The following is a 24,958-nucleotide window of genomic DNA, read 5'->3' as shown; positions in this document are numbered from 1 at the left end:
GGCGAGGATTATCATCATGCCGGCGGCGTGCCGGCGGTCGTGGCCGAACTGCTCAAGGCCGGCCTGTTGCCGCATCCCGGCGCTCTGACAGTCAATGCCCGTTCGATGGGCGACAACTGCGCCAATGTCGAAAACCTCAACCCGGAGGTGATCCACCCGGTTTCGAACCCGCTCAAGGAAAGCGCCGGCTTCATCAACCTCAAGGGCAATCTCTTCGACAGCGCCATCATGAAAACCAGCGTGATCTCGCCGGAGTTCCGCGACCGTTATCTCTCCAACCCGAAGGACCCCGAAGCCTTCGAAGGCAAGGCGATGGTGTTCGACGGACCGGAAGATTACCACGCCCGCATCGACGATCCAGCACTTGGCATCGACGAGCACACGCTGCTGTTCATGCGCGGGGCCGGCGCGGTCGGCTATCCCGGCGGTGCCGAGGTGGTCAATATGCAGCCGCCCGCCTATCTCATCAAGAAGGGCATCCATTCTTTGCCCTGCATCGGCGACGGCCGCCAGTCCGGCACATCCGGCACCCCGTCCATCCTCAACGCCTCACCGGAAGCGGCGGTCGGCGGTGGGTTGGCGCTGCTGAAATCAGGCGACCGCGTGCGCATCGATTTGCGGAAGGGCACTGCCGACATCCTCGTCACCGACGACGAGATCGTGCGCCGCCGCGCCGAGCTGCAGAACAACGGCGGCTATCATTTCCCCGAGCACCAGACGCCATGGCAGGAAATCCAGCGCGGCATGGTCGACCAGCTGTCCGAAGGCATGGTGCTGAAGCCGGCGGTGAAGTACCAGCGCGTGGCGCAGACGAAGGGTGTTCCGCGGGATAATCATTGAGGACAGCGTTTCCCTCCCCTCAAGGGGGAGGTGGGCGTCGGCTCAAGCAGCCTTCTTCTTCGCCAACCTAGCCTTGATGCTGTCAACATCGGCGCGGGGCGTCGCGGCGAACAGTGTCTTGGTGTAGCTGTGCTTCGGGTCGGAAAACACCGCGTCGCGCGAGCCGTATTCGACCGCCTCGCCGAAATACATCACCATCACGTCGTCGGCGATGTAGCGGACCACGGACAGATCGTGGCTGATGAATACGTAAGTCAGCTGGAACTCGTCCTGCAAATCGGCCAACAGATTGAGTACCTGCGCCTGCACCGAAAGATCGAGCGCCGAGACCGGTTCGTCGAGCACCAGCAGACTCGGGTTCAGCATCAGCGCGCGGGCAATCGCGATGCGTTGGCGCTGGCCGCCGGAGAACATATGCGGATAGCGGTTGTAATGCTCAGGTGCGAGCCCGACCTTCTTCAGCATCGCCATGGCGCGGTCGCGCCGCTCGGCTGCCGGAATGTCGGTGTTGATCTTCAGCGGTTCGCCGAGCACGTCGCCGATCTTCTGGCGCGGATTGAGTGAGCCGTAGGGGTTCTGGAACACGATCTGCACCTTGCGCCGCATTTCCGGCGTCAGCGCCGAATGCGCGATGTCGACCTTGTTGCCGTCGATCAGAAGTTCGCCCGAGGTAGCCGGGTCGATCAGCGTGATGATGCGGGCAAGCGTGGACTTGCCGCATCCGCTTTCGCCAACGATGGCCAGCGTCTTGCCTTTCTCAACCGAGAAGCTGACGCCCTTGACCGCCTGAACGGTGCGCGCTTTCGTCAGCAGGCCGCCGCCGACATGGTAGTCGCGAACGATGTTTTTTGCCTGGAGAACGATCTCGGTCATGCCGTCGCTCCCTCTGGGTCGAGCGTGAAGTCGGAGATCGTCGGCAGGCGGTCGCCGGTGGCGTTGTCGGGCAGGGCCGAAAGCAGCGCCTTGGTGTAGTTGCTCTTCGGCGATTCAAACAGCGACAAAACGTCGGCTTCTTCCATCTTGCGTCCCTTGTACTGGACGATGACGCGGTCGGCGGTCTCGGCCACCACGCCCATATTGTGGGTGATCATGATCAGCCCCATGCCGTGCTCGGCCTGGAGGCGCATCAGGAGATCGAGGATCTGCTTCTGGATCGTCACGTCGAGCGCGGTCGTCGGCTCGTCGGCAATCAGCAGCTTCGGATTGCAGGCGATGGCGATGGCGATCATCACGCGCTGGCACTGGCCGCCCGACATCTGATGCGGGTAGGAGCCGAGGCGCTCGGCTGGTTCGGCAATGCCAACCTGCTGCATGAGCTCGATGGCGCGGGCGCGGCGCTGGGCGCGGTCCATGCCCATATGCACGCGCAGCACTTCCTCGATCTGGAAGCCAACGGTGAAGCACGGGTTGAGGCTCGCCATCGGTTCCTGGAAGATCATGGCGATGTCGCGGCCAATGATCTTGCGGCGCTGCTCGCCGGTGAGGCCGAGCAGGTCGACGCCGTTGAAGGCCATGCGGTCGGCGGTCACGGTTGCCGTCTTCGGCAGCAGGCCCATCACGGCCAGCATCGACACGGACTTGCCCGAACCCGACTCGCCGACGATCGCCAGCACTTCGCGCGGCTCGATCGACAAGTCGATGCCCTTCACCGCCATGAACGCGCCGACGCTGGTGTCGAACGAAACGCAGAGGTTCTTGATTTCGAGAAGTGGCATCTTACGACCTCTTCAGCTTGGGGTCGAAGGCGTCGCGCAGGCCGTCGCCGATGAGGTTGATGGCAAGCACGGTGATAAGGATGGCAAGGCCGGGATAGGTCACCACCCAGGGTGCGCGCAGGATGAATTCGCGCGCTGCCGCCAGCATCGTGCCCCATTCCGGCGTTGGCGGTTGTGCGCCCATGCCGAGGAAGCCCAGCGCCGCAGCCTCGAGAATGGCGTTCGAGAAGGACAGCGTCGCCTGCACGATCAGCGGTGCCAGACAGTTCGGCAGGATCGTCACAGCCATCAGCCGCAGGTGGCCAGCGCCGGCAACCTTGGCCGAGATGACGTATTCGCGGTTTTTTTCCGCCATCACGGCGGCGCGCGTCAGGCGGGCGAAGTGCGGTTGCAGGACGACCGCGATCGCCAGCATGGCGTTGAACAGGCCAGGCCCGAGGATCGCCACCAGCACCAGCGCCAGAAGCAGCGAGGGGAAAGCCAGAATGATGTCCATGACACGCATGATCAGCGTGTCGACCCAGCCGCGGAAATAGCCGGCGAGCACGCCGAGTATGATGCCGCTGGTGAGCGAGAAGACGACGACGACGAGACCGATGAACAGTGAATAGCGCGCACCGTAGATCAGCCGCGAGAGCATATCACGGCCGACGGCATCAGTGCCGAGGATGAAGGTCGATTTGCCGCCCTCGTGCCACATCGGCGGTGTCAGAAGCGCGTCGCGATACTGCTCGTTGGGCAGATGCGGTGCGATCAGCGGCGCGAAGATCGCGACCAGAACGAGAAGGACGAAGACGATGAGGCCGAGGACGGCCCCGTGGTTCATGGAGAAATAGTGCCAGAACTCGCCAAAGGCGCCCGGACGGGCTTTGGCTTCGACGGGCAAAGTGACTGTTTCGTTGCTCATCTTGGCCTCACTGCACGCGGATTCGCGGGTTGATGACGGCGTAGAGGAGATCGACGATCAGATTGACGGCCATCACGATCAGCGCGATCAAAAGCAGGCCGCTCTGCACCACGACATAGTCGCGCTTGCCGATGGAATCGATCATCCACTTGCCGATACCCGGCCAGGAGAAAATGGTCTCGGTGAGGATGGCGCCAGCCATCAGCGTGCCGACCTGCAGGCCGATCGTCGTGACGACCGGGATCAGCGCGTTGCGGAAGGCATGCATGCCGATGACGCGCCGCGGCGTCAGGCCCTTGGCGCGGGCGGTGCGCACATAGTCTTCGCCCAGCACTTCCAGCATGGCCGAGCGCGTCTGGCGCGCAATGACGGCAAGCGGAATGGTGGCAAGCACGATCGACGGCAGGATCAGGTGGCTGACGGCGGAACTGAAAGCGCCGCTCTTGCCCGACAGCAGGCTGTCGATCAGCATGAAGCCGGTGACTGGCGGGAAGAAATATTGCAGGCCGATGCGGCCCGACACGGGCGTCCAGCCGAGATAGCCGGAAAAGAAGATGATGAGCAGCAGGCCCCACCAGAAGATCGGCATGGAATAGCCGGTCAGTGCCGCGCCCATGGTCAACTGATCGAACCACGAGCCGCGCTTGACGGCGGCGAAGATGCCGGCCGGAATGCCGATGACGACCGCGATGATCATGGCGACCGTGGCCAGTTCCAGCGTCGCCGGAAACAGCGCCAGGAATTCGCCGATGACGGGGCGCTTGGTGGCGATGGAGATGCCGAAGTCGCCCTGCAGCACGTTTCCGATGTAGTCGAAATACTGCAGCCAGATCGGGCGATTGTAGCCGAAGCGTTCGAGCAGTTCCTGATAGCGCTCGGGGCTGACGCCGCGTTCGCCGGCCATGGCCAGAATGGGGTCGCCGGGCAGCAGGCGCACGAAGGCGAATGCGGCAAGCGAGATGCCGAAGATCGTCGGAACGATCAGAGCGAGCTTGTTGAGAATATATCGGAGCATTTTTTCTTGCGAGAAGGGGACGACGCCCCGTTAAAGGCGCCGTCCCCCCGATTCGCTTGCCTTGTTATTCGGCGATGTCGACGCCGTCGAAGCGATGGATGCCGAGCGGGTCCATGACGAAGCCCGAGACCTTCTTGGACATCGGCATGAAGACCTTCGAGTGAGCGATGGTCAACCACGGCGCTTCGCGCTTGAAGACGACCTGCGCTTCTTCGTAGATCTTGGTGCGTTCGGCCTGATCCGTCGTGGCCTTGCCCTTCAGAAGCAGGTCCTGGAACTCCTTGTTGCACCAGATCGCGTAGTTGGACTGGCCGATGGCATCGCAGCCAAGCAGGAACAGGAAGTTGTCCGGATCGCCATTGTCGCCGGTCCAGCCGAGCTGGAAGGCGCCGTCACGGTCCTTCTGCTTGCCGCGTTCGCGATACTCGGTCCATTCGTAGCTGACGATCTCGGCCTTCACGCCAACCTTGGCGTAGTCGGCCTGGATCAGTTCCGCGACGCGCTGTGCGTTCGGGTTGTACGGACGGCTGACGGGCATGGCCCAGATCTTCATCGACAGATCCTTGACGCCGGCGGCCTCAAGCATCTTCTTTGACTCTTCCGGATTGTACTCGTCGTCCTTGATCGCGGTGTTGTAGGACCACATCGTCGGCGGGATCGGGTTGACGGCCACCTGGCCGGCGCCCTGGTAGACCGCATCGATGATCGCCTGCTTGTTGACGGCCATGTTGAGGGCCTTGCGGACCTCGACCTTGTCGAACGGCGCCACGGTCGTGTTGTAGGCCATGTAGCCGATGTTCAGGCCTTCCTGTTCGGCAACATTCAGGTTCTCGTCAGCCTGCAGGCCGGCGATGTCGGCCGGAGCAGGATAGGACATGATGTTGCATTCGCCGGCCTTCAGCTTCTGCGCGCGCACTGCCGGGTCGGGCGTGATCGCGAAGATCAGGTCGTCGATCTTCTGGCGGCCGCCGAAGTAACCGTCCCATGCCGCATAGCGGATGACGGCGTCGACCTGGTAGTCGACGAACTGGAACGGACCTGTGCCGATCGGCTTCTGCGTGAACTGCTGCATGGTGCCGGCTTTTTCGAGCGAGTCGGCATATTCCTTGGAGACGATCGATGCGAAGTCCATGCCAAGGTCAGGCAGGAAGGCGACTTCCGGCTTGTTGAGCACGAACTTTACCGTCAGGTCGTCGACCTTGACGATTTCCTTGAGCAGCTCCGGGAAGCCCATGCCGGTGAAATACTCCCAGCCGGTGCCGGGAAGATATTCGAACCACTTGTTGTCCTTCTTCCACTGACGCTCGAAGGAGAAGATCACGTCGTCTGCGTTGAGGTCGCGGGTCGGCGTGAAATAGTCGGTCGTCTGGAACTTGACGCCCGGCTTGAGTTTGAAGGTGTATTCGAGACCATCATCCGAAACGGTCCAGCTTTCGGCGAGGCCGGGCGTGATCGTCGTCTTGCCGTGCTCGAATTCGACCAGGCGCGAATAGATGGTGCGCGAGGATGCGTCGAAATCGTTGCCGCCGCTCCACGGCGACGGGTCAAAACCGGCCGGCGACGCTTCCGAGCAGTAAACCAGCGTTTTGGCATTTGCCGCCGCGCCGCCCAAGACGGTTGCAGCCGCAAGCGCAGCTGCAAAAGTCAGCTTCCTTATCATTGAAACACTCCCTGTCATAATACCAAGCCCCTCTGAACAGGCTTCGAGCCCGCATATAAGCATCGTTTTCGGGGCTTTGGAACTCCCTGTCTACATGCCGTTTGGGAAGACGAACAAAGTTTCAAAAAGCCGATAAATTATAGACATAATATTTCATCCAGGAGTGGTTCGGCGAAATAGAGCGTCGCAGTCATGCAATGACGACGAAAGCTTGATTTTCGTGCCGCTCGACTGATCTGGCTTTCGACGTCGAAGCGCTGCTGTTCTGAAAAATTGTTCTGAAGCACGCAGTAAATTTCATTGCCTTCATTACGCTGGGGCAAGACTTGCATGGCCAGCCCTTGTGACAATACATAGAGACACAGCGGTTTTGCGCGAAATGCTGCAGGAGGCAGACGAGGCGGGCAAGCCGGGGCGAATGCACGGTGAGGACCGAGAGACCAAGAAATAGAATACAGGGCAGGGAGGAACGAGTGGCCAAGACGACGATCAGCAAGGCGGGCAAGGCAACGGCTGCGGTGGCAGTGAAAAACGATCCGGCAAAGAAAGCCCCAGCGAAAAAGACAGCGGCGCCGAAGGTGGCTGCCACGACGGCACCCGCGGCTTCCACGAAGGCCGGCTCCAAGGCGCCGAAGGCTGTGAGTGCTGCGAAGTCCTCAAAGCCCGCAGCCGCCAAGCCGGCGGCGAAACCCTCTGCGAAAGCGGCAGCAACCGACAAGGCAGCGCCAGCGGTGAAATCGCAGACGAAGCCGGCGGTGAAAGCCGCCGCAGTCAAACCAGCGGCCAAGGCCGCGCCGGCGAAAGCTGCTAAACCCACTCAAGTGGCCAAGGCAACGGCCAAGCCCGTCGCAAAGACGGCTGCGGCCAAGCCGGCGGTGAAGACCGCGCCTGCCACCGCAAAGACAAGCTCGAAGGCCTCTAGTCCAGCCAAACCCGCAGCAAAACCAGTAGCCGCAAAATCCGCGCCGTCGAAATCGCGCGCCAAGCCGGCGACGAAAGCTGCATCCAGCAAGGCGTCGGTTGCTTCATCTCCTGCCGTCGAGCCGGCTGCGAAAGCTGCACTTATCGAGTTGCCGAAGGCTGTGGCAGCCAAGGCCGGTGCGGCGAAGACTGCACCAAAGAAGCCCGCTGCCGCGAAGCCGAAAGCGGTTGCCGCGCCCAAGGTCGCGAAGCCGGCAGCCAAGGCCGAAACTCCGCCCAAACCCGCAGCTGCCAAGGTGCCGCTGACGAACGGCGCTGCCGGCCATGCAACCCCGGCAAAAGCCGCAGCTGCGCCGAAAGCAGCCAAGGCTGACGACAAGCCGGCCGCGAAGAAACCCGCTACGGCAGCAGGAAAGCCGTGGCTAAAAAGCTATTCGTCTGTCGTGCCGGCCGAAATCGCTCCGCTGGAATTCGATTCCATCGGCGATTTCCTGGTGAACTCGTCCAAGAAATTCGCGACGCGGCCCGCCTTCACCTGCATGGGCAAGACGATCACCTATGGCGAACTGGAACGCCAGTCTGCCGCCTTCGGTGCGTGGCTTCAGTCGAAGGGCCTGGCCAAGGGCGCGCGCGTGGCGATCATGATGCCCAACGTGCTGCAATATCCCGTCGCGATGATGGGCATTCTGCGCGCCGGCTATACGGTCGTGAACGTCAATCCGCTCTATACGCCGCGCGAGCTTGAGCACCAGCTCAAGGATTCCGGCGCCGAAGCGATCATTATTCTCGAGAACTTCGCCACCACCTTGCAGGCGGTGATTGCCAAGACCCCGGTCAAGCATGTCGTTGTCGCCACGATGGGCGACATGCTTGGCGTGAAGGGCCTGATCGTCAATCTGGTGGTGCGCCGGGTCAAGAAGATGGTGCCGGCCTGGTCGCTGCCGGGCCATACCAAATTCCCGGCGGTGCAGAAGGAAGGGGCCGCGCGCACCTTCAAGCCGGTCAAGTCGGAAGCCGATGACGTCGCCTTCCTGCAATATACCGGCGGCACCACGGGCGTGTCGAAGGGCGCGATCCTGCTGCATCGGAACGTTCTGGCCAATGTCGCGCAGAACCTGCTGTGGATGGAAACGGCTTTCGTGAAGAAGCCGCGGCCGGCAACCCTCACTTTCGTCTGCGCGCTGCCGCTCTATCATATCTATGCGCTGACCGTGAACGCGCTGATGGGCATGCAGCAGGGAGCGCAGAACGTGCTGATCCCCAATCCGCGCGACATTCCGGGCTTCGTCAAGGAACTCGCCAAGTATCAGGTCAATGTCTTCCCCGGCCTCAACACGCTGTTCAATGCGCTGCTCAACAACGAGGATTTCCGCAAGCTCGACTTCAAGCCGCTGCTGCTGTCCTTCGGCGGTGGCATGGCGGTGCAGCGCGGCGTCGCTGATCGCTGGCAGAAGCTGACCGGCTGCCTGATCTCGGAGGGCTACGGCCTTTCGGAAACAGCACCCGTTGCGACGGCCAACCGGTTCGACGCGGATACCTTTTCTGGCACGATCGGCCTGCCGATCCCCTCGACCGAAATCGCCATCCGCGACGAGGACGGCCGGGACGTGCCCCTCGGCGAGGTTGGCGAAATCTGCATCAAGGGTCCGCAGGTCATGGCCGGCTACTGGAACCGCCCGGACGAGACCGCCAAGGTGATGACGCCCGACGGCTACTTCAAATCCGGCGACATGGGCTTCATGGACGAGAACGGCTACACCAAGATCGTCGACCGCAAGAAGGACATGATCCTGGTTTCCGGCTTCAACGTCTATCCCAACGAGCTGGAAGAAGTCGTCGCCCAGCATCCGGGCGTGCTGGAAGTGGCGGCAATCGGCGTGCCGGACGAGCATTCGGGCGAAGTGCCAAAGCTCTTCGTGGTCAAGAAGGACCCCAACCTGACCGCCGAAGAACTGCTCGCCTACTGCAAGCAGAACCTGACCGGCTACAAGCGCCCGAAACTGATCGAATTCCGCACGGAATTGCCGAAGACCAATGTCGGGAAAATTCTGCGGCGGGAGCTTAGAGGGTAGTCCGACCGGATTTTCACCGTTAACCGTCTTGCGTGTCTCCCCCGATCCGCGGGAGACACACAGGGCTGATCGCGTCCAGCCGTATTCGGAACCGCTGCAGGACGCTGGACGGCGATTACCGCATGAAGAATCTGTTTGTCGTAACGCACACCCAGTCCATCCATCATGTGGAGAACAAGGTGGGTGGCTGGTACGATACCGGCCTGACCCCGCAAGGCGAGAACGAAGCAAAAGCGACGGCTGCGCGGCTGGCTGCGTTGGTTGGTGACAGCAACGTCGAGATTTACAGCTCGGACCTTCTGCGCGCATCTCAAACCGCGGCTGCCATTTCCGAGCGCTTTCGGCAGCCGTTCTTCCAGACTGCCGATCTGCGTGAAATCAGCTATGGTTCAGCAGGCGGAAAGGCGCAGGAATGGTTGGACGCACGTTACGTCCCGGCGCCGGACCACAATCGGCTGGATCATCGCGGCGGTATCGACGATGCGGAGACACGTCGCGACGTTGCGGCCCGCGTCTTTCGCTGTATGAATGCGATCGTGGAGCGGGACTGCGAGACACAGATTATCGTGACACACGGCTTTGCGCTTACTCTCGTCATAGCGGCGTGGATCAAGATGCCGATCGAAGCTGCCGGCTTCGTAAGCTTTCCAGCCAAATCCGGAAGCATCACGCATTTGCGTCAGGACGATTTCTGGAGAAACCGGTCCGTGATCAGCCTTGCTGACGTCTCCCATTTGACGCAGAGCCAAATCTCGGCGCCGGAAGACCGTCGCGCATAGCCTTTGCACCAGACTTTCCGGTATGAGCCGCAATTGCTGGCGAGGGTCAGGCCGACGCCAGATACCCCGGCAAATCCGCAATAGAATCCAGAATCACGTCCGCCAGTGGCGCCAGCGTTTCGCGGGTTCCGGTGCCGCTGAGCACGCCGATGGCAAGGCCGGCGCCGCCGGCCTTGGCCATTTCGAGGTCATGGCGGTTGTCGCCGACCATGGCGATCTCAGAGGGCTTCAAGCCGGTCAGGTCGGCGAAGGCATGGATCGCGTCGGGCGCGGGCTTGGGGTTGGCGACGGCGTCGTAACCGTAAGCGGCATCGAACATTTGCGCGACGCCGAGCGCCAGCAAGGTCTTTTCTGCACCGCCGGTGGAGTCATTGGTCGCCACGCCGAGCCGGAAGCCGGAACCATGCAGGCTGGAGATCGCGTCCTTGCTGCCCGGCAGCGGCACGGAGGCTGCAGCACCTTCTTCCGCGGTGAAGGTGTCGAAGCCGACCGTCATCGCCTGGCGTTCTTCAACGCCGATTTCCGGATACCACAGCGCCACGATGTCGGCATTGGTGCCTGCGGCAAAGACCGAGTCGGCCCTAAAACACTTCCGGTCGAAATCGTAGCCGGCTTCAGCCATCAGCGCATCCGCTCTAACGCGGTCGCCGTCGGCCGCTTTCAGCGCCATGCGATCGCCGATGGCGAACCATGTTTTCTGGAAGTCGATCAGTGTCCCGTCCTTATCGAACAGGATGCCTTTGATGCCGTTCAAGATAATCTACCCCGCTGCCCTTAGCTGGTGGATATGACGCACCAGACCGGCGGTCGAGGCGTCGTTGCGCGCGGCATCTTCCGTTCCTTCCACGACAGGCAGAAGACCAGTCGCCAGTTCCTTGCCGAGTTCGACACCCCACTGGTCGAAGGAATTGATGCCGTAGAGCACCCCTTCCACGAAAACACGATGTTCGTAAAGTGCGATCAGCCGCCCCAGCATATGCGGGTCGAGTTTGCGGTAGAGAAGTGTCACCGACGGCCGGTTGCCCGGGAACACGCGGTGAGGCGCGACGCGGTCGACCTCCTCCACCGGCATGCCTTTGGTCAGCATCTGCCGGCGTGCTTCCTCCAGCGTGCGGCCCTTCATCAAGGCTTCGGACTGCGCCAGGCAATTGGCAAGCAGAAGGTCGTGATGGTGGCGAAGCTCCGGCTCATGCCCTTCGGCTGCCGCGAGGAACTCGACCGGGATGATGTCCGTGCCCTGGTGCAGAAGCTGGAAGAAGGCGTGCTGGCCGTTAGTGCCGGGTTCGCCCCACACCAGCGGGCCGGTCGGCGTCGTCACGCGCAAGCCGTTGACGGTGACCTGCTTGCCGTTCGATTCCATGTCGAGCTGCTGCAGATAGGCGGGCAGCCGCGACAGACGCTGGTCGTAGGGGATGACCGCGCGGGCGGGATAACCGCAGACGACGCGGTGGAAATAGCCGATCAGCCCCATCACCACAGGGATGTTCTGCAACAGCGGTGCGTTCTTGAAATGCTGGTCCATCTCATGCGCGCCGGCGAGGAAATCGCGGAAATTCTTCGGCCCAACTGCAATCATGATCGGCAGGCCGATCGCCGACCATAGCGAATAGCGTCCGCCAACCCAGTCCCAGAAGCCGAACACCCGCTCCGGCGCGATGCCGAAGGCGGCTACCTTGTCGAGCGCGGTGGAGACGGCGGCGAAGTGTTTCGACACGGCCTCCTTGCCGAGCGCCTTTTCCACCCATTTGCGGGCGGTTTCGGCATTGGTCATCGTCTCGATGGTGGTGAAGGTCTTGGAAGCGATGATGAACAGCGTCGTCTCGGGCTCAAGACCCTTCAGCGTGTCATGGATGTGCGCGCCGTCGACATTGGAGACGTAATGCGCGCGCGGTCCGTCATGGTAGGGCGCCAGCGCCAGCGTCGCCATCGCCGGGCCGAGGTCGGAGCCGCCGATGCCGATATTGACGATGTCGGTGATCTTCCTGCCCGTCGCGCCCGGTGCAGCACCGGACCGCACGGCATCGGCAAAGGCAGCCATCGCATCGAGCACGGCCCGCACGTCGCCCATCACATCCTTGCCATCCAGCAGCACCGTGTCGCCGGGACCGTCGCGCAGGGCGGTATGCAGCACGGCGCGCCCTTCGGTGACATTGATCTTCTTGCCCGAGAACATGCCATCCCGGCGCTCCGGCAGCCGGGCCGCGTGCGCCAGCTTGTCCAGCAGTGCCATGGTGTCAGCCGTGACGGCGCATTTGGACCAGTCCAACAAAAGGTCGCCATCAGTCAGCGAGAACTTGGCGAAACGCTGGGGATCGGCCTTGAAGGCCTCGCGCATGTTTTTCGGCGTGTCGGCCTGATCGTCGCGAAGCGCCGTCAGCGCGGAGTGAAGGGGGGCGTCGGTCACGGCCATTCTCCAAAATTTCTCTGCAGCAATGATTTCAGTTCACCTTATCAGACCACTCAGATCATGGAGAGAGTTTGACGCTCGTGTGGATGAAAATTTCAATCGATTTGACTTTTCTGGCCCACGCTGGCGCGGAGTCGGGCCGTCAAGGGATAGATCACTGGCATAAATCCTTACGATTAGAAAAATTCATTGGCGCAACCGGTTGGACCACAGATACGCTCCACTGGTCCAAAAAGAGAAAAATATAGCGCCTGTTCGAGGAAACGCTCATGCCACAGAGAAACGATTCGGCCATATGGTCGGGGCTGTTCCGTATTTCGGCGGAGTCGGGCCAGACCCTTCAGGCCCAGATTCGCCAGGCGATTGTCGCCGCCATTCTCGACCGCCAGATCGCCGCTTCCATGCCGTTGCCGTCCTGCCGCATCCTGGCCGAAAAGCTCGGCGTCGCGCGAGGCACCGTGGTTTTGGCCTTCCAGCAGCTTGTCGACCAGGGCTTTCTCGTCGCGCGCGAGCGGCGTGGCCACTTCGTCAATCCGGAAGTGCTGGCAACGCCGGCCAAGCCGCAGCAGAAGTCTATCGACCAGGCCAATGAGATCGACTGGAAGTCGCGCCGGCAGATCGCCGCAAGCGATATGCCGCGCCCGGCCAAGCAGGAAAACTGGATCAAGTCTTCCTACCCCTTCGTCTACGGTCAGTTCGATCCGGCGCTGTTTCCGACTGCCGAATGGCGCGAATGCAACCGCATGGCGCTGGCCGTTCTCGAAATCCGCAACTGGGCAGCCGACATGGTCGATCGCGACGACCCGCTGCTGATCGAGCAGATCCAGGCGCGTCTGCTGCCGCGGCGCGGCATCTTCGCCAATCCGGACGAGATCATCGTCACGCTCGGTGCGCAGCACGCGCTCTATATGCTGGCGACGCTGCTGATGACCAAGGGCAGCAAGGTCGCCATGGAAGACCCGGGCTATCCCGACGCGCGCTCGATCTTCCGGCTCGCCGGTGCCGACATCCATCCGACCCCGGTGGACCAGTCGGGCATCGTCACTTCCTCGATCCCGAACGATGCCGGCTTCGTCTTCGTGACCCCGAGCCATCATTGCCCGACCATGGTGCCGCTCAGCGCCGAGCGCCGGCAGGATCTTCTGGCGCGCGCCAGCCGCCACAACCAGATCATCATCGAGGACGGCTATGACAGCCAGTTGCTCGATGAAGCGCCGCAGCAGGCATTGAAGAGCATCGATCGCTCCGGCCGCGTCATCTATGTCGGCTCCATGTCGAAGACCTTGGCGCCAGGCCTGCGGCTCGGCTACATCGTCGCCTCGGCCGATCTTATCTCCGAACTCAGGGCGCTGCGCCGCTTTATGCTGCGCCACCCGCCGGCAAACAACCAGCGCGCCGTGGCTTTGTTCCTGTCGCTCGGCCATCACGAGGCGCTGGTGCGCCGCCTGTCGTCGGCCTTTGACGAACGGCGCAAGCGTCTGGTCCAGGCGATCTCGGCCTTCCTGCCGGAATGGCGCTCGACGGATTCGGCTGGCGGCACCTCGCTGTGGCTGGAAGGGCCGCGCGGCACGGATTCGCGCGGGCTTTCCGAGGCCGCCGCTGCCCGCAGTGTCATCATCGAACCCGGCGACCGCTTTTTCGACCAGGCCGACAAGCCTTCCCGCTTCATGCGGCTCGGCATTTCGTCGATCGCGCTCCAGCACATCGAGCCCGGCATCCGCGAACTGGCTACCGCTGCCGGACGCCGACCAGCCGCGGCCTAACCGTAGCCCTCCCAAGCTGTGATGACCTCGCCTGCGCATTCCGATGGATGCGCAGGCGCTTCATCGAATCCAGCCTGAACAAGCCTCATTCTCTGGCCTATCTGGCGGAAATCCGTGGCCCATACGCACGCCGTTTGGCCGCTGCATAGTCTTGCAATCAAGGGGAACGAAGCAGCGTGACCGAAGGCACATTCGGCGCGGGGATGCTTCCAAATACGGTGGAGGTTTCGATGTCGACCGCCCTGGAACAGCATGACCTTACGGTAGTAGACCAACGTTCCCGCCGCTCCGGTGGCCGGGAAGCGCGGCGCGCCATGCGTGCAGCCCCCTTGGCGGACGACGTCCGTCCCATTCGGCCCGGACTGGAAGGTGGCAGGTACAAGCCATTGGGCCAGAACGATCTCGAAAGAATCCACGAAGCGGTCCTGACCCTTCTGGAAACGGTCGGTTTTGCCAATGCGATTCCAAGCTGCATCGAAGCGCTGACGCGCGTCGGAGCAAGCTACAGTGCCGACGGCCGCATCCGCTTTCCCCGCGAACTGGTCATGTCGACCGTCAGGACTGCCGCGCGCAACTTCACGCTGCATGGTCAGGATCCCAGGCACGACATGGTGATCCAGGGCAAGCGCGTCCATTACGGCACGGCGGGTGCCGCCGTTCATCTGGTCGACGTCGAAAAGCGCGAATACCGCGAGTCGCTGCTGCAGGACATTTATGATGCAGCCCGCATCGTCGACGGGCTCGACAACATCCATTTCTTCCAGCGGCCGATGGTGCCACGCGACATCCCAGATCCCGCCGATATGGACTTCAACACGCTCTATGCCTGCGTCATGGGCACGTCGAAGCATGTCGGCACCAGCTTCACCGTGCGCGAGAACGTAGCACCCGCCTTGGAGATGCTCTACGCGATTGCCGGCGGCGAGGAGAATTTCCGCGCCCGGCCGTTCGTCTCCAACTCCAACTGCTTCGTCGTGCCGCCGATGAAATTCGCCGAGGACGCCTGCGGCGTACTGGAAGCCTGCGTGGACGGCGGCATCCCGATCCTGCTGCTCTCCGCCGGTCAGGCCGGAGCTACGGCTCCCGCAGCCATCGCCGGCGCGGTTGTGCAGGCGGTGGCCGAAGTGTTGGCCGGTCTCGTCTACGTCAACGCGCTGAAACCCGGCCATCCAGCCATCTTCGGCACCTGGCCATTCGTGTCGGACCTGCGCACCGGCGCGATGTCGGGCGGCTCGGCCGAGCAGGCGCTCCTGACGGCGGCCTGCGCGCAGATGGCGCAATTCTACGACCTGCCGGGCGGCTCGGCTGCCGGCATGGCCGATTCCAAGCTGCCCGATATCCAGTCCGGCTATGAAAAGGGCATTACCAATGTCATGGCCGGCCTGTCGGGGCTCAACCTCGTCTATGAGTCCGCCGGCATGCACGCCTCGCTTCTCGGTTTCTGCCTGGAAAGCCTGATCATCGACAACGATATGCTCGGCCATTGCCAGCGCTGCGTTCGCGGCATCGAGGTCACCGACGAGGCGCTGTCGATCGATACGATCACCGAAGTTTGCATGAATGGGCCGGGCCATTATCTCGGCAACGAGCAGACGTTGAGGCTGATGCAGACCGAATATTTCTATCCTGCAATCGGCGACCGCTTCAGCCCAAAGGAATGGAACGAGAAGGGGAGGCCCGACATTTTGCAGCGTGCGATCGCTGAAAAGAAAAAAATACTGGCCGAGCGCTTCCCGCGTCACGTTCCCAAGAATATCGATGATCGCCTGCGCGCACGTTTTGAAAATATCCTCCTGCCGCGCAGCGGCATGGGCGGTTAAGTGCGGAATCACCACAGTTGATTGATGGCGGCGTTGCCTCTAAGGAGTTGCCCGTCATCAAGTGGAATCAAGATATGAATGAACGTGTAGCGCTCATTACTGGAGTGACCGGCCAGGATGGAGCCTATCTCGCCGAGTTGTTGCTGAAGAAGGGATATGTGGTCCACGGCATGAAGCGCCGGGCCTCGTCCTTCAATTCGGAGCGCGTCAACCATCTCTATGAAGATCCGCACAACACCGATGTGAAATTCCATCTTCACTATGGCGATATGACGGATTCGACGAACCTCATTCGCCTCATCCAGGAGACGCAGCCGACCGAGATCTACAATCTCGCCGCGCAAAGCCATGTGCAGGTGAGCTTCGAAACGCCGGAATATACGGCCAACGCTGATGGCATCGGCACGCTGCGCATCCTCGAAGCCATCCGTATCCTGGGCATGGAAAAGCGCGCGCGTTTCTATCAGGCTTCGACCTCGGAGCTTTACGGGCTTGTCCAGGAGACGCCGCAACGCGAAACCACGCCGTTCTATCCGCGCAGCCCCTATGCCGCAGCCAAGCTGTACGGCTACTGGATTACGGTGAACTACCGCGAAGCCTATGGCATGCATGCCTCGAACGGCATCCTGTTCAACCACGAAGGACCGACACGCGGCGAGACCTTCGTGACCCGCAAGATCACGCGCGCGGTCGCAGCCATCCATCACGGCATGCAGAACAAGCTTTATCTCGGCAATCTCGACGCCAAGCGCGACTGGGGTCACGCCCGCGACTATGTCGAAGGCATGTGGCGCATCCTGCAGCAGGAAGTTGCGGACGACTATGTGCTTGCCACCGGCGAAACGCATACGGTGCGTGAATTCGTCGACCTGGCGTTCGGCGAGGTTGATCGTCGCATCGAATGGACCGGGTCCGGCGTCGATGAAAAGGGCATATGCGCCAAGAGCGGAGAGATACTGGTCGAGATCGACAAGCGCTATTTCCGTCCGACCGAAGTCGATTTGCTGCTCGGCGACCCGAGCAAGGCACGCGAAAAGCTGGGCTGGGCGAGCTCGACGCCGTTCAAGGATCTGGTCAGCGAAATGGTCCAGAGCGATCTGCGCGTCGTGTCGCGGGAAGCGTGGCGCAATGATCGTTGATTTTGGCTGCGAACCCGGCTGCACATCGAATTTGATCGACGCAGCCGGTTCCTGTTAGTCGAAGGAATGTCCACCCAGTTTCCGTTACTTGATCGAGTGTGATCGACGGCGTCTAGCCGCCCGATACACAGAAGGATGCCGAGGTCCGAGTATGTCCAAGACGCCTTCCGAGATTTTTGGAAGCGTGCACTACCAGAGGCACAATGCGCGTCGCCTGGAGCATCTCGCACGCCTGTCGTTGCCTATAGAGAAGTCGGACGTCCTCGAATTGGGTTCGGGGCCTGGCGACCATACGACTTTCTTTCTGGATCGAGGCTGCAGCGTAACCGCGATCGATGCGCGTCAGGAAAATCTTGATCTTCTCAATCAGCGCCTGAACCCGAAGGGCGCAGGGAAAGTATCGACGGTTCTTGGAGACCTCGAGCGTCCGGGCGACGTAGACGTGAAGCCGCATTCGATCGTCTATTGTTACGGGCTGCTCTATCACCTTGGCGATCCGGAAACTGCGTTGAACTGGATGGCATCGCGCTGCGAAAAGATGCTTCTGCTTGAAACCTGTGTTTCCTTCGGGTCCGAAGACAAGCTTGTGGCGGTGGCAGAAAAGAAAGAAATGGCCTCGCAGTCGTTCAGCGGCACAGGCACGCGTCCGACGCGGGCCTGGCTGCATAATCGCCTGAACAAACTGTTCTCGCACGTCTATGTCCCGGTCTTTCAGCCCTACCACGAAGAATTCCCGACGGACTGGACGCGCAAGGATGCGTGGGGCTCCCATGCGCGCGCGATTTTCGTGGCGTCGAGGCAGGCTATCAGCAACCCAATGCTTCTCGATTTCCTTCCTCCCCGTCAGACGCGCGGATGAGCGGGCCTATGAATATGCCAGCCACGCGTCGGCTACTGATCATCGACCCGATTTTTCGCGGCAGCCGCCTCTATTACAGTGCGATGGCTGCTGCAGGTGCATTTGCGCAAGGCTGGGAAGTGCACATCCTTACGCGCGAGGAAGCAGAAACCGAGCATTACTTCGAACTCTTCGAAGGCGTGCCCGTCACCTTGCATCGCAAGGTGCCGTTGCCTGCCGGATTTTGGTACGGAAAGGTCGGTGCCGAGGCCGTCGAAGCACTGATTGGCGCGTTGGTTTCGCTGCACAAGGAGTTCCAGTTCGAGCGCATTCTGGCAGCGGGCATCAACGAACTGAATCGCGAGTTCACCGATGCGTGCGTTGCTCACAGAAATGAACTCAGGGCCACGCTCGGGCGCACACCCCTGGTGGCGATAGAATACGATGCCCGCTACCTGCTTCGCGGCTTGCAGGCGCCGCGACCACGCAATCCGATCGAGCGCCTGCGGCGCGAATTCCGGGTCTGGTTCCGTCGCGAAAGGCAGCGTCAAAATCTGCGTTCCCTGCGCCGTGCGATACCGGGGCTGCGTGTTGCCATTCTCGATGAAAGGGCGTTCGACCGGACGCTGGCAACGCGAATCGGGCGTTCGTTCCTCGTCCAGCTTCCGGATCCGCCGCCGCGCTATGTCGGTCCGGCTCCTTTGGCGCCGGACGCGAGCGAAGTTCACGACAAGACCAGGGTTCTTCTCGTCGGCCTGCAATCGAAGCGCAAGGGCATCGAGGACTTTACGCGGCTTCTTCAGGCGCGCCCGAACCTCAAGGAACGCTTCCAGTTCGTGCTATGTGGTTCGCTCGTCGCCGAAAGCGAACCACTGCGGCCGAAACTGGTGGCCGCCCGCAAGGCCGGGCTCCTGGAATGGGTGGACGAATATCTGCCTGAAGCCGAGATTCAGCGCCGCTACAGCGAAACGGACTATGTCCTGCTTCCCTATGCGCGCGACTTCGAAAGCTCGAGCGGTGTCATGGCAAACGCGGCAAGGTCCGGCAAGCCGATCATAGCGACCGATCACGGCTGCGTCGGCTACCGGGTTCAGCGGTTTGGAATGGGCTTCGTCTATCCATCGGCAAATATTGCTAAAATGGCGGAAGTCCTTTTTTCCTTGCCGCGCCCCTCGGAACCAGAGTATCAGGGCCTTTCCACCAACTGTATTAACTACGCTCGGAACAATTCGGTCGACGAGTTCCAACGAATTTTGTTGAGCGCGTGAGAATATTGCGGAACTATGACAGAACAAAATACTCCACTCATCGCGCTTCTTGATACTTCTGTCTGTACAAAAAATCTGGGTGACCAGATTATTATGGATGCAGTCAATACTCAGTTGAGGCGAATCTATCCGCGCAGCTTTTTCTGCTCTTTGCCAACGCACGATTATTTGTCGAGCGAAAGCTTCAAGATCCTCGAGCAGAGTCCGTTCGCGATTGTCGGCGGCACAAATCTGCTTACTGCAGATATGTGGAAATATAATCAGTGGAAAGTAAGCTACAAAGACTACTTCAGATTGAAGAACGTCATTTTGATGGGCGTGGGTTGGTGGCAGTACCAGAAGGAGCCGACCTTCTATACTCGCACTCTTCTCAAGCGTTTTTTGCATGGAAACATGCTGCATTCGGTCAGAGACGGATATACCCAGCGCAAGCTGCAGGAGATGGGGCTTCCCAACGTCGTCAACACCGGGTGCATGACCCTGTGGGATCTCGATGCCGAGCACACGAGCCAGATTCCGCAGCGCAAGGCGGAGAACGTCATCTTCACCCTGACCGACTACAAGCCGCATCCTGAAAAAGATAAGTATCTTTTCAACATTCTGGCGAAGCAATACAACAAGGTGTATCTCTGGCTGCAGGGATCGCGCGACCTCGAATACTCCAAGTCCATCTGCGGCACGCGCGCCGAGATCGTCGATCCGACACTGAAGGCTTTCGACGAGGTGTTGTCGTCGAACCTTGACCTTGAATATGTAGGCACGCGCTTGCATGCGGGAATACGCGCACTGCAGCACAAGCGCCGCACCATGATCGTCTCGGTGGACAACAGGGCCACGGAAATGGGTCGTGACTTCAACCTGCCCGTTATCGAGCGCAAGGATGTCGGAAATTTGAAGACCTTGCTCGCCGAGGACCGGGCTACGGTAGTCAACCGGCCGGTCGAGGCGATCGAGGCCTGGAAGCGACAATTCTCTCAGCCAAATGGCTCTGCTCTTTAAGGCTGGTCACCATGAGAGTGCTATCCATCGGATCGAGCGACAAGGCAGGCGGCGCAGCAATCGCTGCTTACCGGCTGAATGCCGAGCTGGTTTCCCAGTTTCGCACCCGCCTGATCAGTGCGGTTGCACGGAAGGTCACCAACGAAAAGGACGTCATAGATATCGGCCGCGAGGGCAGCCCTTATGCTCGGCGCCTACGCCAGCTGACTGGGGCGTTTCAGAAATGGAGCGGCTGGCAATATCGGTTCCTTCCTGTGCAGCGGCAGCGAATCCTTGCCACGGCACGAAGATTTGAGCCTGATGTCATCAACCTTCACAATCTGCATGGCGGGACGCTGGACGGTTTTTTCCAGACCGACCTGATAGTGGATCTTTCTCAAATAGCGCCTGTTGTCTGGACACTTCACGACATGTGGGCGCTGACGGGGCATTGCGCCTATTCGATGGGATGCGATCTTTGGCGAGACGGCTGCGGCCCTTGCCCGCATATGAATTTCTATCCTCCCATAAAGAAGGATCAATCGGCCGGCCTGTGGCGGTGGAAGCGCAGCATCTACGCACACAGCGATCTTACCGTCGTTACGCCGTCGAAGTGGCTTGGGCAGCTCTGCCACGATACCAAGCTGGTCGTGCCCGAAAATATCAGGACGATTCCGAATGGCATTGATCTTGATCTGTTCTCTCCCGGCAGCAAGAAGGCAGCACGCCAGTCGCTCAGGATTGCAGAAGACGCAAAAGTGCTTGTGTTTGCGGCCGAACGGGTCGGCGGCAATGCGCGAAAGGGCGGCAAGGCCCTGGAGGTTACTCTTCGCAGGCTGAACGAAGTGGCGACCTCCAGAATTGATGTGCTGCTGGTGGGAGAGGGTGAGCTTCCCTGGATTCGCGAACTGACGAATATCAAGTCACGGCGTATGGGGTATATCTCCAAGGAATATGAGCTAGTTAAGATATTCCGTGCGGCCGATCTCTTTCTTTTTCCGACGGAAGCGGATAATTTACCCAATACGTTGGTGGAGGCGATCGCCTGCGGCTTACCGGCTGCGACGTTCGATGTAGGGGGTTGCGGAGAAGTCATAAAAGACGGAACCAGCGGATTGCTTGGCTCCGTCGAAAGTCCGGACAAGTTAGCTGATCGAATTTGGCACTATCTAGACAATCCCGAGTCATTGGCTCGGCTGTCAGCTTCCTCTCGGGAATATGCGCTTAATTTTAATGTCAAGCTGATGGCCAGACGCTACATGGATCTTTTTGTTGAAGTTAGTAATCGGCGGGCGAGAACAAAACAGGGCGCATTGTTAAGCGCGTAGAGCTGCCAGTATCAAGATGTCCGAGTATGAACGACTTGTTCGTTATTATGGCGAAAACGCCGAAGACTGTTTGCTTTGGCATCTCTTCGAGGACAGGTCGACTGGATTCTATGTAGACGTCGGCGCCTTTGATGGCGTCTATTTGAGTAATACATTCTCATTCGAGCAGCAGGGATGGCGCGGAATTTGCGTTGAGCCCCATCCGGAATACTCCAGGATTTGCGAAAAAAATCGCCCGCTCGCGCGCACGCTTCAGTTGGCTTGCGTCGACGATGAGAACCTGCGCGAGGTTCCCTTTTATACCGAAGAGATAGGCGTCTATTCCCGGCTGGAACTGGAAGAGGGGGACGTCAAGCAACTCAAGGCGTCCTATAAGAAGCACGATCTCAAGGTTGAGGGTTTCGACAGAACCGTAGTCGCTGCCCGAACGCTTTCCAGCATCATTAGCGAGTATGCGCCGAAAGAAGTGATCGACTTCATCTCCATTGATGTGGAAGGCGGTGAAATACGCGTTCTGAACGGTCTGGGGCTGGACAAAATCCGGCCGCGGGCGCTGGTCATTGAAGCCAACAACGCCGAGCAGGCGGAGCACCTTGACTCCTATATGGACAGTTTCGGCTACAAACTCGGTCGAAAAATAGCCCAGAACCGCATCTTCGTCGCGGCCGAGGAAGACGCCAAGAAACTTCAGTCGTATCAAATGCAGTGTTTCGTAGAGAAGCAGACGCATCCGAAAGGTGCGCAGTATTCGTTTCCCGGCATTGTTCGCGGAAAGATAATCGATGAGATAAGAGACCAGAAACTGCATAAGGCTTTTCTTGATATCGGCCGTATTCGCGCGAAAGCGGACGTCAAGGAAAAGGAAGCAACGCATCTCACCGGAACACTGGCTGCCGCACGCGAGCGCGCTGCAGCAGTTGAAAAGGCGTTAAAAGAAACGCGCAAGGAAAACGTGGCGTCCGAGAGGGCGCTGAAAGTGCTCCGCGCGCGAGCGACCGATCTGGAAACGATCCTGAAAACGGTCAGGGCCCAGCGCGCTACGGCTCAACGCACATCGGAACTCCTACGCCAACGTGGCGCTGATCTTAACCGGGCCCTGGAAAGAGCCCGGCAGCACACCACGTTGCTTGACCAGAAAGATGCCGAGATCGGGCAGAAGAACATCGAGATTGCACGCAAGAGCGCGGAGGCGAAGCGGTATCGCGTTCGGCAGCGCCAGCTTGATCTTGAATTGGCGCGGGCGCGCGCCACTGCAGCCTTGCTGGTCAAAAGGGACGCCGAGATAGAGCGCCGACGTTACCGGCAACAGGAACTCGATGCCCGCGTTCATCAGCTTCAAAATTCATTTCGTGCAATTCTTGCTTCTTTGTGGCGCCGCATGACCCGCGGAACGCCGAAGGGCGGCGGAGATGGCTGACCGTCAATCCGGTCCCATCGCACACGATCGAACAAAAAGCGCTTCAATGTCAGTAGCCGTCGTCAACGCCATCCGGGGGCAGGGCGGCGCAGCACTTGCTGCCCAGCGTTTGCACGCGTCGCTGGGACAGGCAGGCCTGGACGCACGCTTTGTTTGTCTTGATGGATATCAAGCCGGTGATCTGCATCCGCAGCATTCCAACAATCCGCTTGAGGCTGCGAGCCGTTTTGCGCTTCGCGCGGTTCGCTCGGCGCAGGCAAGAGCGGGTACGGCCCTGCGCCCGAAATTGGCCGAGACATTCGAACTCCAGCCGATCATACCGCAGAAAGCGGCTCGGCTCTCAATTCCGTCCTGCGACATCGTGAACCTGCATTGGGTATCGATTTTTCTGACCCCTGAAACCATTGCCTGGATTGCCGAGACACGCGCCCCGATCGTCTGGACACTTCATGACATGGTGCCATTTACCGGAGGCTGCCACTACGACAATGGATGCGGGCGTTTTGAGGAGGCTTGCGGCCAATGTCCGCAGCTTTTCAGACCGGGACCAAACGACCTTTCGCGTCGAAATTTCGAGCGGAAACGCCGCGCATATTCCAGTATCCCTGCCGATCGCCTGACCATCGTCGCGCCAAGCCGATGGATGGCTGAACAATGTGCGCAGAGCGCATTGCTTGGCGAGCGGCGGATCGAGGTGATACCCAACTCTGTCGACCTGCAAACATTCTCACCTCGACCGAAAGACGAGGCTCGCCACGGTTTGGGGCTGCCTCTGGACCGGCCTATTGTGCTGTTGGTGTCTGCCAATCTGTCGAACGGAAGAAAGGGGGGCCAGTTCGTGGCGCAGATCATGGAACGCTTCCGCGCTGATCTGCCGGAAGCCCTTCTTGTCACTGTGGGCGGTGGCAAGCTCCCTTCGGCAGTAGAACACCGATCCCTCGGAACCATTCGCGACGATCGGGAAATGGCTGTGGCCTATGCCGCGGCGGACATAACCATTCTCCCTTCGCTTCAAGACAATCTGCCCAATACAATGCTCGAATCCATGGCCTGCGGCACGCCGGTCGTGGGCTTCAACACGGGTGGAGTGCCCGACTTCGTCCTGCCTGGTCAAACTGGCGCGCTGGCTCCTGCCGGAGATGCCGGGGCTTTCGGCGAAGTCGCTCTGCGGATATTGAAATCGGACAGGACCGGAATGGCGCAGAATGCCCGCAGGCTGATAGAACGGGAGTGTGCTTTCGACGTTCAGGCGCAGCGCTACAAGGCGTTGTTTGGCGAACTCGCCGACCGCAATAGGCTTTAGGGAAAGCCTGATCGGAAGAGGTATCTTCCGAGGATGATCTCGATGAAAGGTTTCAACTTGGCTCAACTCGTTGGGAATGAAATGCCGGTGGAAGAAAAATTCGCGCGCGGGTTCCGCCCGAAGGACTGGATGTCCGACCATCAAGGCTTCATGCCGGACACTGCCACGATATTCGATGTCGGCGCCAATGTCGGGCAGACGACTGCGGTGCTGCTGGAAGCGTTTCCCGGCGCGCAGATCCATGCCTTCGAGCCGTTTCCGGCATCCGCGGCAAAGCTCAAGGCCCGTTTTCGAAACCAGCCGAGGGTAATCTGCGTCGAGGCGGCGGCCGATGCGGTAAATGGAACCAAGACGATGCATGTACACGCTGAATTGAGCGTCACCAACTCGCTGCTTCCGTTTCACGAAGACTCGGGCAAATACATGCCGCAATCCGCGCCTTCGACCGAGTGCTCGGTCAAAGCGGTTTCGCTTGATGCCTATTGTGCTTCGGAAGGCATCGCCGGCATCGACCTGTTGAAGATCGATACGCAAGGGTTCGAACGCCAGGTTCTTGAGGGAACCCAAGGCCTTTTGTCGCGAAATGCCGTCGCGTCCGTTTATTGCGAGATGATTTTTGTGCCCGTCTATGAGGGACAGGCGACCTTCTATGACGTCGCCGGCTATCTCGGCAGGTTCGGCTATGCGCTGTATGACTTCTACGACTTCGTCTACGATGCGTCAGGTCAGCTCAAATGGGGGAACGCCGTCTTCCGCCCGGCAAAGCCATGACCTGACGACGAAGCGGC

Annotated in this window: 19 protein-coding genes and 1 pseudogene; 13 read left to right on the top strand and 7 right to left on the bottom strand. The window is 60.2% G+C overall.

The features are described 5' to 3' along the window. Positions 1-840: pseudogene (locus tag WBQ96_RS22430) on the top strand (dihydroxy-acid dehydratase domain-containing protein); the annotation flags it as partial. 42 nt (positions 841-882) lie between these two features. Here the strand turns inward: WBQ96_RS22430 and WBQ96_RS22425 are convergent. From WBQ96_RS22425 to WBQ96_RS22405, 5 genes are all read right to left on the bottom strand, one after another. Further along, entirely contained in the window at positions 883-1,713 is an 831-nt protein-coding gene (locus WBQ96_RS22425) for a dipeptide ABC transporter ATP-binding protein (protein WP_336554229.1), read from the bottom strand. Further along, the gene (locus WBQ96_RS22420) at positions 1,710-2,555 is read right to left on the bottom strand and encodes an ABC transporter ATP-binding protein (RefSeq protein WP_336554231.1); all 846 of its coding nucleotides are present in this window, start codon (positions 2,553-2,555) and stop codon (positions 1,710-1,712) included. The genes WBQ96_RS22425 and WBQ96_RS22420 overlap by 4 nt, the downstream gene beginning before the upstream one ends. A gap of 1 nt (position 2,556) precedes the next feature. Continuing rightward, positions 2,557-3,462 carry an ABC transporter permease subunit gene (locus WBQ96_RS22415; RefSeq protein WP_336554233.1) on the bottom strand — a complete coding sequence of 302 codons (906 nt, stop codon included), beginning with the start codon at positions 3,460-3,462 and terminating at the stop codon, positions 2,557-2,559. 7 nt (positions 3,463-3,469) lie between these two features. After that, positions 3,470-4,477 carry an ABC transporter permease subunit gene (locus WBQ96_RS22410; protein WP_119820924.1) on the bottom strand — a complete coding sequence of 336 codons (1,008 nt, stop codon included), beginning with the start codon at positions 4,475-4,477 and terminating at the stop codon, positions 3,470-3,472. 64 nt (positions 4,478-4,541) lie between these two features. Then, the gene (locus tag WBQ96_RS22405) at positions 4,542-6,137 is read right to left on the bottom strand and encodes an ABC transporter substrate-binding protein (protein ID WP_165120557.1); all 1,596 of its coding nucleotides are present in this window, start codon (positions 6,135-6,137) and stop codon (positions 4,542-4,544) included. A gap of 1,070 nt (positions 6,138-7,207) precedes the next feature. On the opposite strand from WBQ96_RS22405, the gene WBQ96_RS22400 reads away from it, so the two are divergent. Together WBQ96_RS22400 and WBQ96_RS22395 are read left to right on the top strand one after the other, a co-directional pair. Continuing rightward, entirely contained in the window at positions 7,208-9,130 is a 1,923-nt protein-coding gene (locus WBQ96_RS22400; protein WP_442920881.1) for a long-chain fatty acid--CoA ligase, read from the top strand. A gap of 32 nt (positions 9,131-9,162) precedes the next feature. Beyond that, the gene (locus WBQ96_RS22395) at positions 9,163-9,909 is read left to right on the top strand and encodes a histidine phosphatase family protein (RefSeq protein ID WP_337035930.1); all 747 of its coding nucleotides are present in this window, start codon (positions 9,163-9,165) and stop codon (positions 9,907-9,909) included. A 46-nt stretch (positions 9,910-9,955) separates the two neighbouring features. Here the strand turns inward: WBQ96_RS22395 and WBQ96_RS22390 are convergent, their stop codons facing one another. Both WBQ96_RS22390 and pgi read right to left on the bottom strand, forming a co-directional pair. Next, a complete protein-coding gene (locus tag WBQ96_RS22390) occupies positions 9,956-10,663 on the bottom strand; it encodes an HAD family hydrolase (protein ID WP_165120559.1) in 708 nt (235 codons plus the stop codon). A 6-nt stretch (positions 10,664-10,669) separates the two neighbouring features. Then, positions 10,670-12,313 (bottom strand): glucose-6-phosphate isomerase, encoded by a 1,644-nt coding sequence (pgi, locus tag WBQ96_RS22385; protein WP_336554242.1) that lies wholly within the window; start codon positions 12,311-12,313, stop codon positions 10,670-10,672. Positions 12,314-12,585: 272 nt separating this feature from the next. On the opposite strand from pgi, the gene pdxR reads away from it, so the two are divergent. The 10 genes from pdxR to WBQ96_RS22335 all read left to right on the top strand — a co-directional run bounded on the left by pdxR (position 12,586) and on the right by WBQ96_RS22335 (position 24,941). Further along, positions 12,586-14,079, top strand: a complete 1,494-nt coding sequence (gene pdxR, locus WBQ96_RS22380) for a MocR-like pyridoxine biosynthesis transcription factor PdxR (protein WP_165120561.1) — start codon at positions 12,586-12,588, stop codon at positions 14,077-14,079. Between the two features lie 230 nt (positions 14,080-14,309). Continuing rightward, positions 14,310-15,899: a trimethylamine methyltransferase family protein gene (locus WBQ96_RS22375; RefSeq protein ID WP_336554244.1), complete on the top strand. Its 1,590-nt coding sequence runs from the start codon at positions 14,310-14,312 to the stop codon at positions 15,897-15,899. A 74-nt stretch (positions 15,900-15,973) separates the two neighbouring features. Beyond that, on the top strand, positions 15,974-17,038 hold the full coding sequence (gene gmd, locus WBQ96_RS22370) for a GDP-mannose 4,6-dehydratase (RefSeq protein WP_336554246.1): 1,065 nt from the start codon (positions 15,974-15,976) through the stop codon (positions 17,036-17,038). 151 nt (positions 17,039-17,189) lie between these two features. Next, positions 17,190-17,897: a class I SAM-dependent methyltransferase gene (locus WBQ96_RS22365; protein ID WP_336554248.1), complete on the top strand. Its 708-nt coding sequence runs from the start codon at positions 17,190-17,192 to the stop codon at positions 17,895-17,897. 8 nt (positions 17,898-17,905) lie between these two features. Beyond that, entirely contained in the window at positions 17,906-19,144 is a 1,239-nt protein-coding gene (locus tag WBQ96_RS22360; protein ID WP_336554250.1) for a glycosyltransferase, read from the top strand. Between the two features lie 15 nt (positions 19,145-19,159). Next, positions 19,160-20,143 (top strand): polysaccharide pyruvyl transferase family protein, encoded by a 984-nt coding sequence (locus WBQ96_RS22355; protein WP_336554252.1) that lies wholly within the window; start codon positions 19,160-19,162, stop codon positions 20,141-20,143. A gap of 11 nt (positions 20,144-20,154) precedes the next feature. Next, positions 20,155-21,450, top strand: a complete 1,296-nt coding sequence (locus WBQ96_RS22350; protein WP_336554254.1) for a glycosyltransferase — start codon at positions 20,155-20,157, stop codon at positions 21,448-21,450. A gap of 16 nt (positions 21,451-21,466) precedes the next feature. Further along, positions 21,467-22,867, top strand: coding sequence for an FkbM family methyltransferase (locus tag WBQ96_RS22345; RefSeq protein ID WP_336554255.1), 1,401 nt, complete (start codon positions 21,467-21,469; stop codon positions 22,865-22,867). Beyond that, positions 22,860-24,170, top strand: coding sequence for a glycosyltransferase (locus WBQ96_RS22340; protein ID WP_337035929.1), 1,311 nt, complete (start codon positions 22,860-22,862; stop codon positions 24,168-24,170). Before WBQ96_RS22345 ends, WBQ96_RS22340 begins: the two co-directional genes overlap by 8 nt. 42 nt (positions 24,171-24,212) lie before the next feature. Beyond that, positions 24,213-24,941 carry an FkbM family methyltransferase gene (locus WBQ96_RS22335; protein WP_336554258.1) on the top strand — a complete coding sequence of 243 codons (729 nt, stop codon included), beginning with the start codon at positions 24,213-24,215 and terminating at the stop codon, positions 24,939-24,941. Positions 24,942-24,958 lie beyond the last annotated feature (17 nt).

The sequence above is a fragment of the Mesorhizobium sp. CCNWLY176 genome (genome assembly GCF_037153935.1).
Lineage (GTDB): Bacteria > Pseudomonadota > Alphaproteobacteria > Rhizobiales > Rhizobiaceae > Mesorhizobium_M > Mesorhizobium_M zhangyense.
The sequence above is the reverse complement of the archived record's forward strand: the minus strand, read 5'-3'. Positions and strand labels throughout refer to the sequence as shown.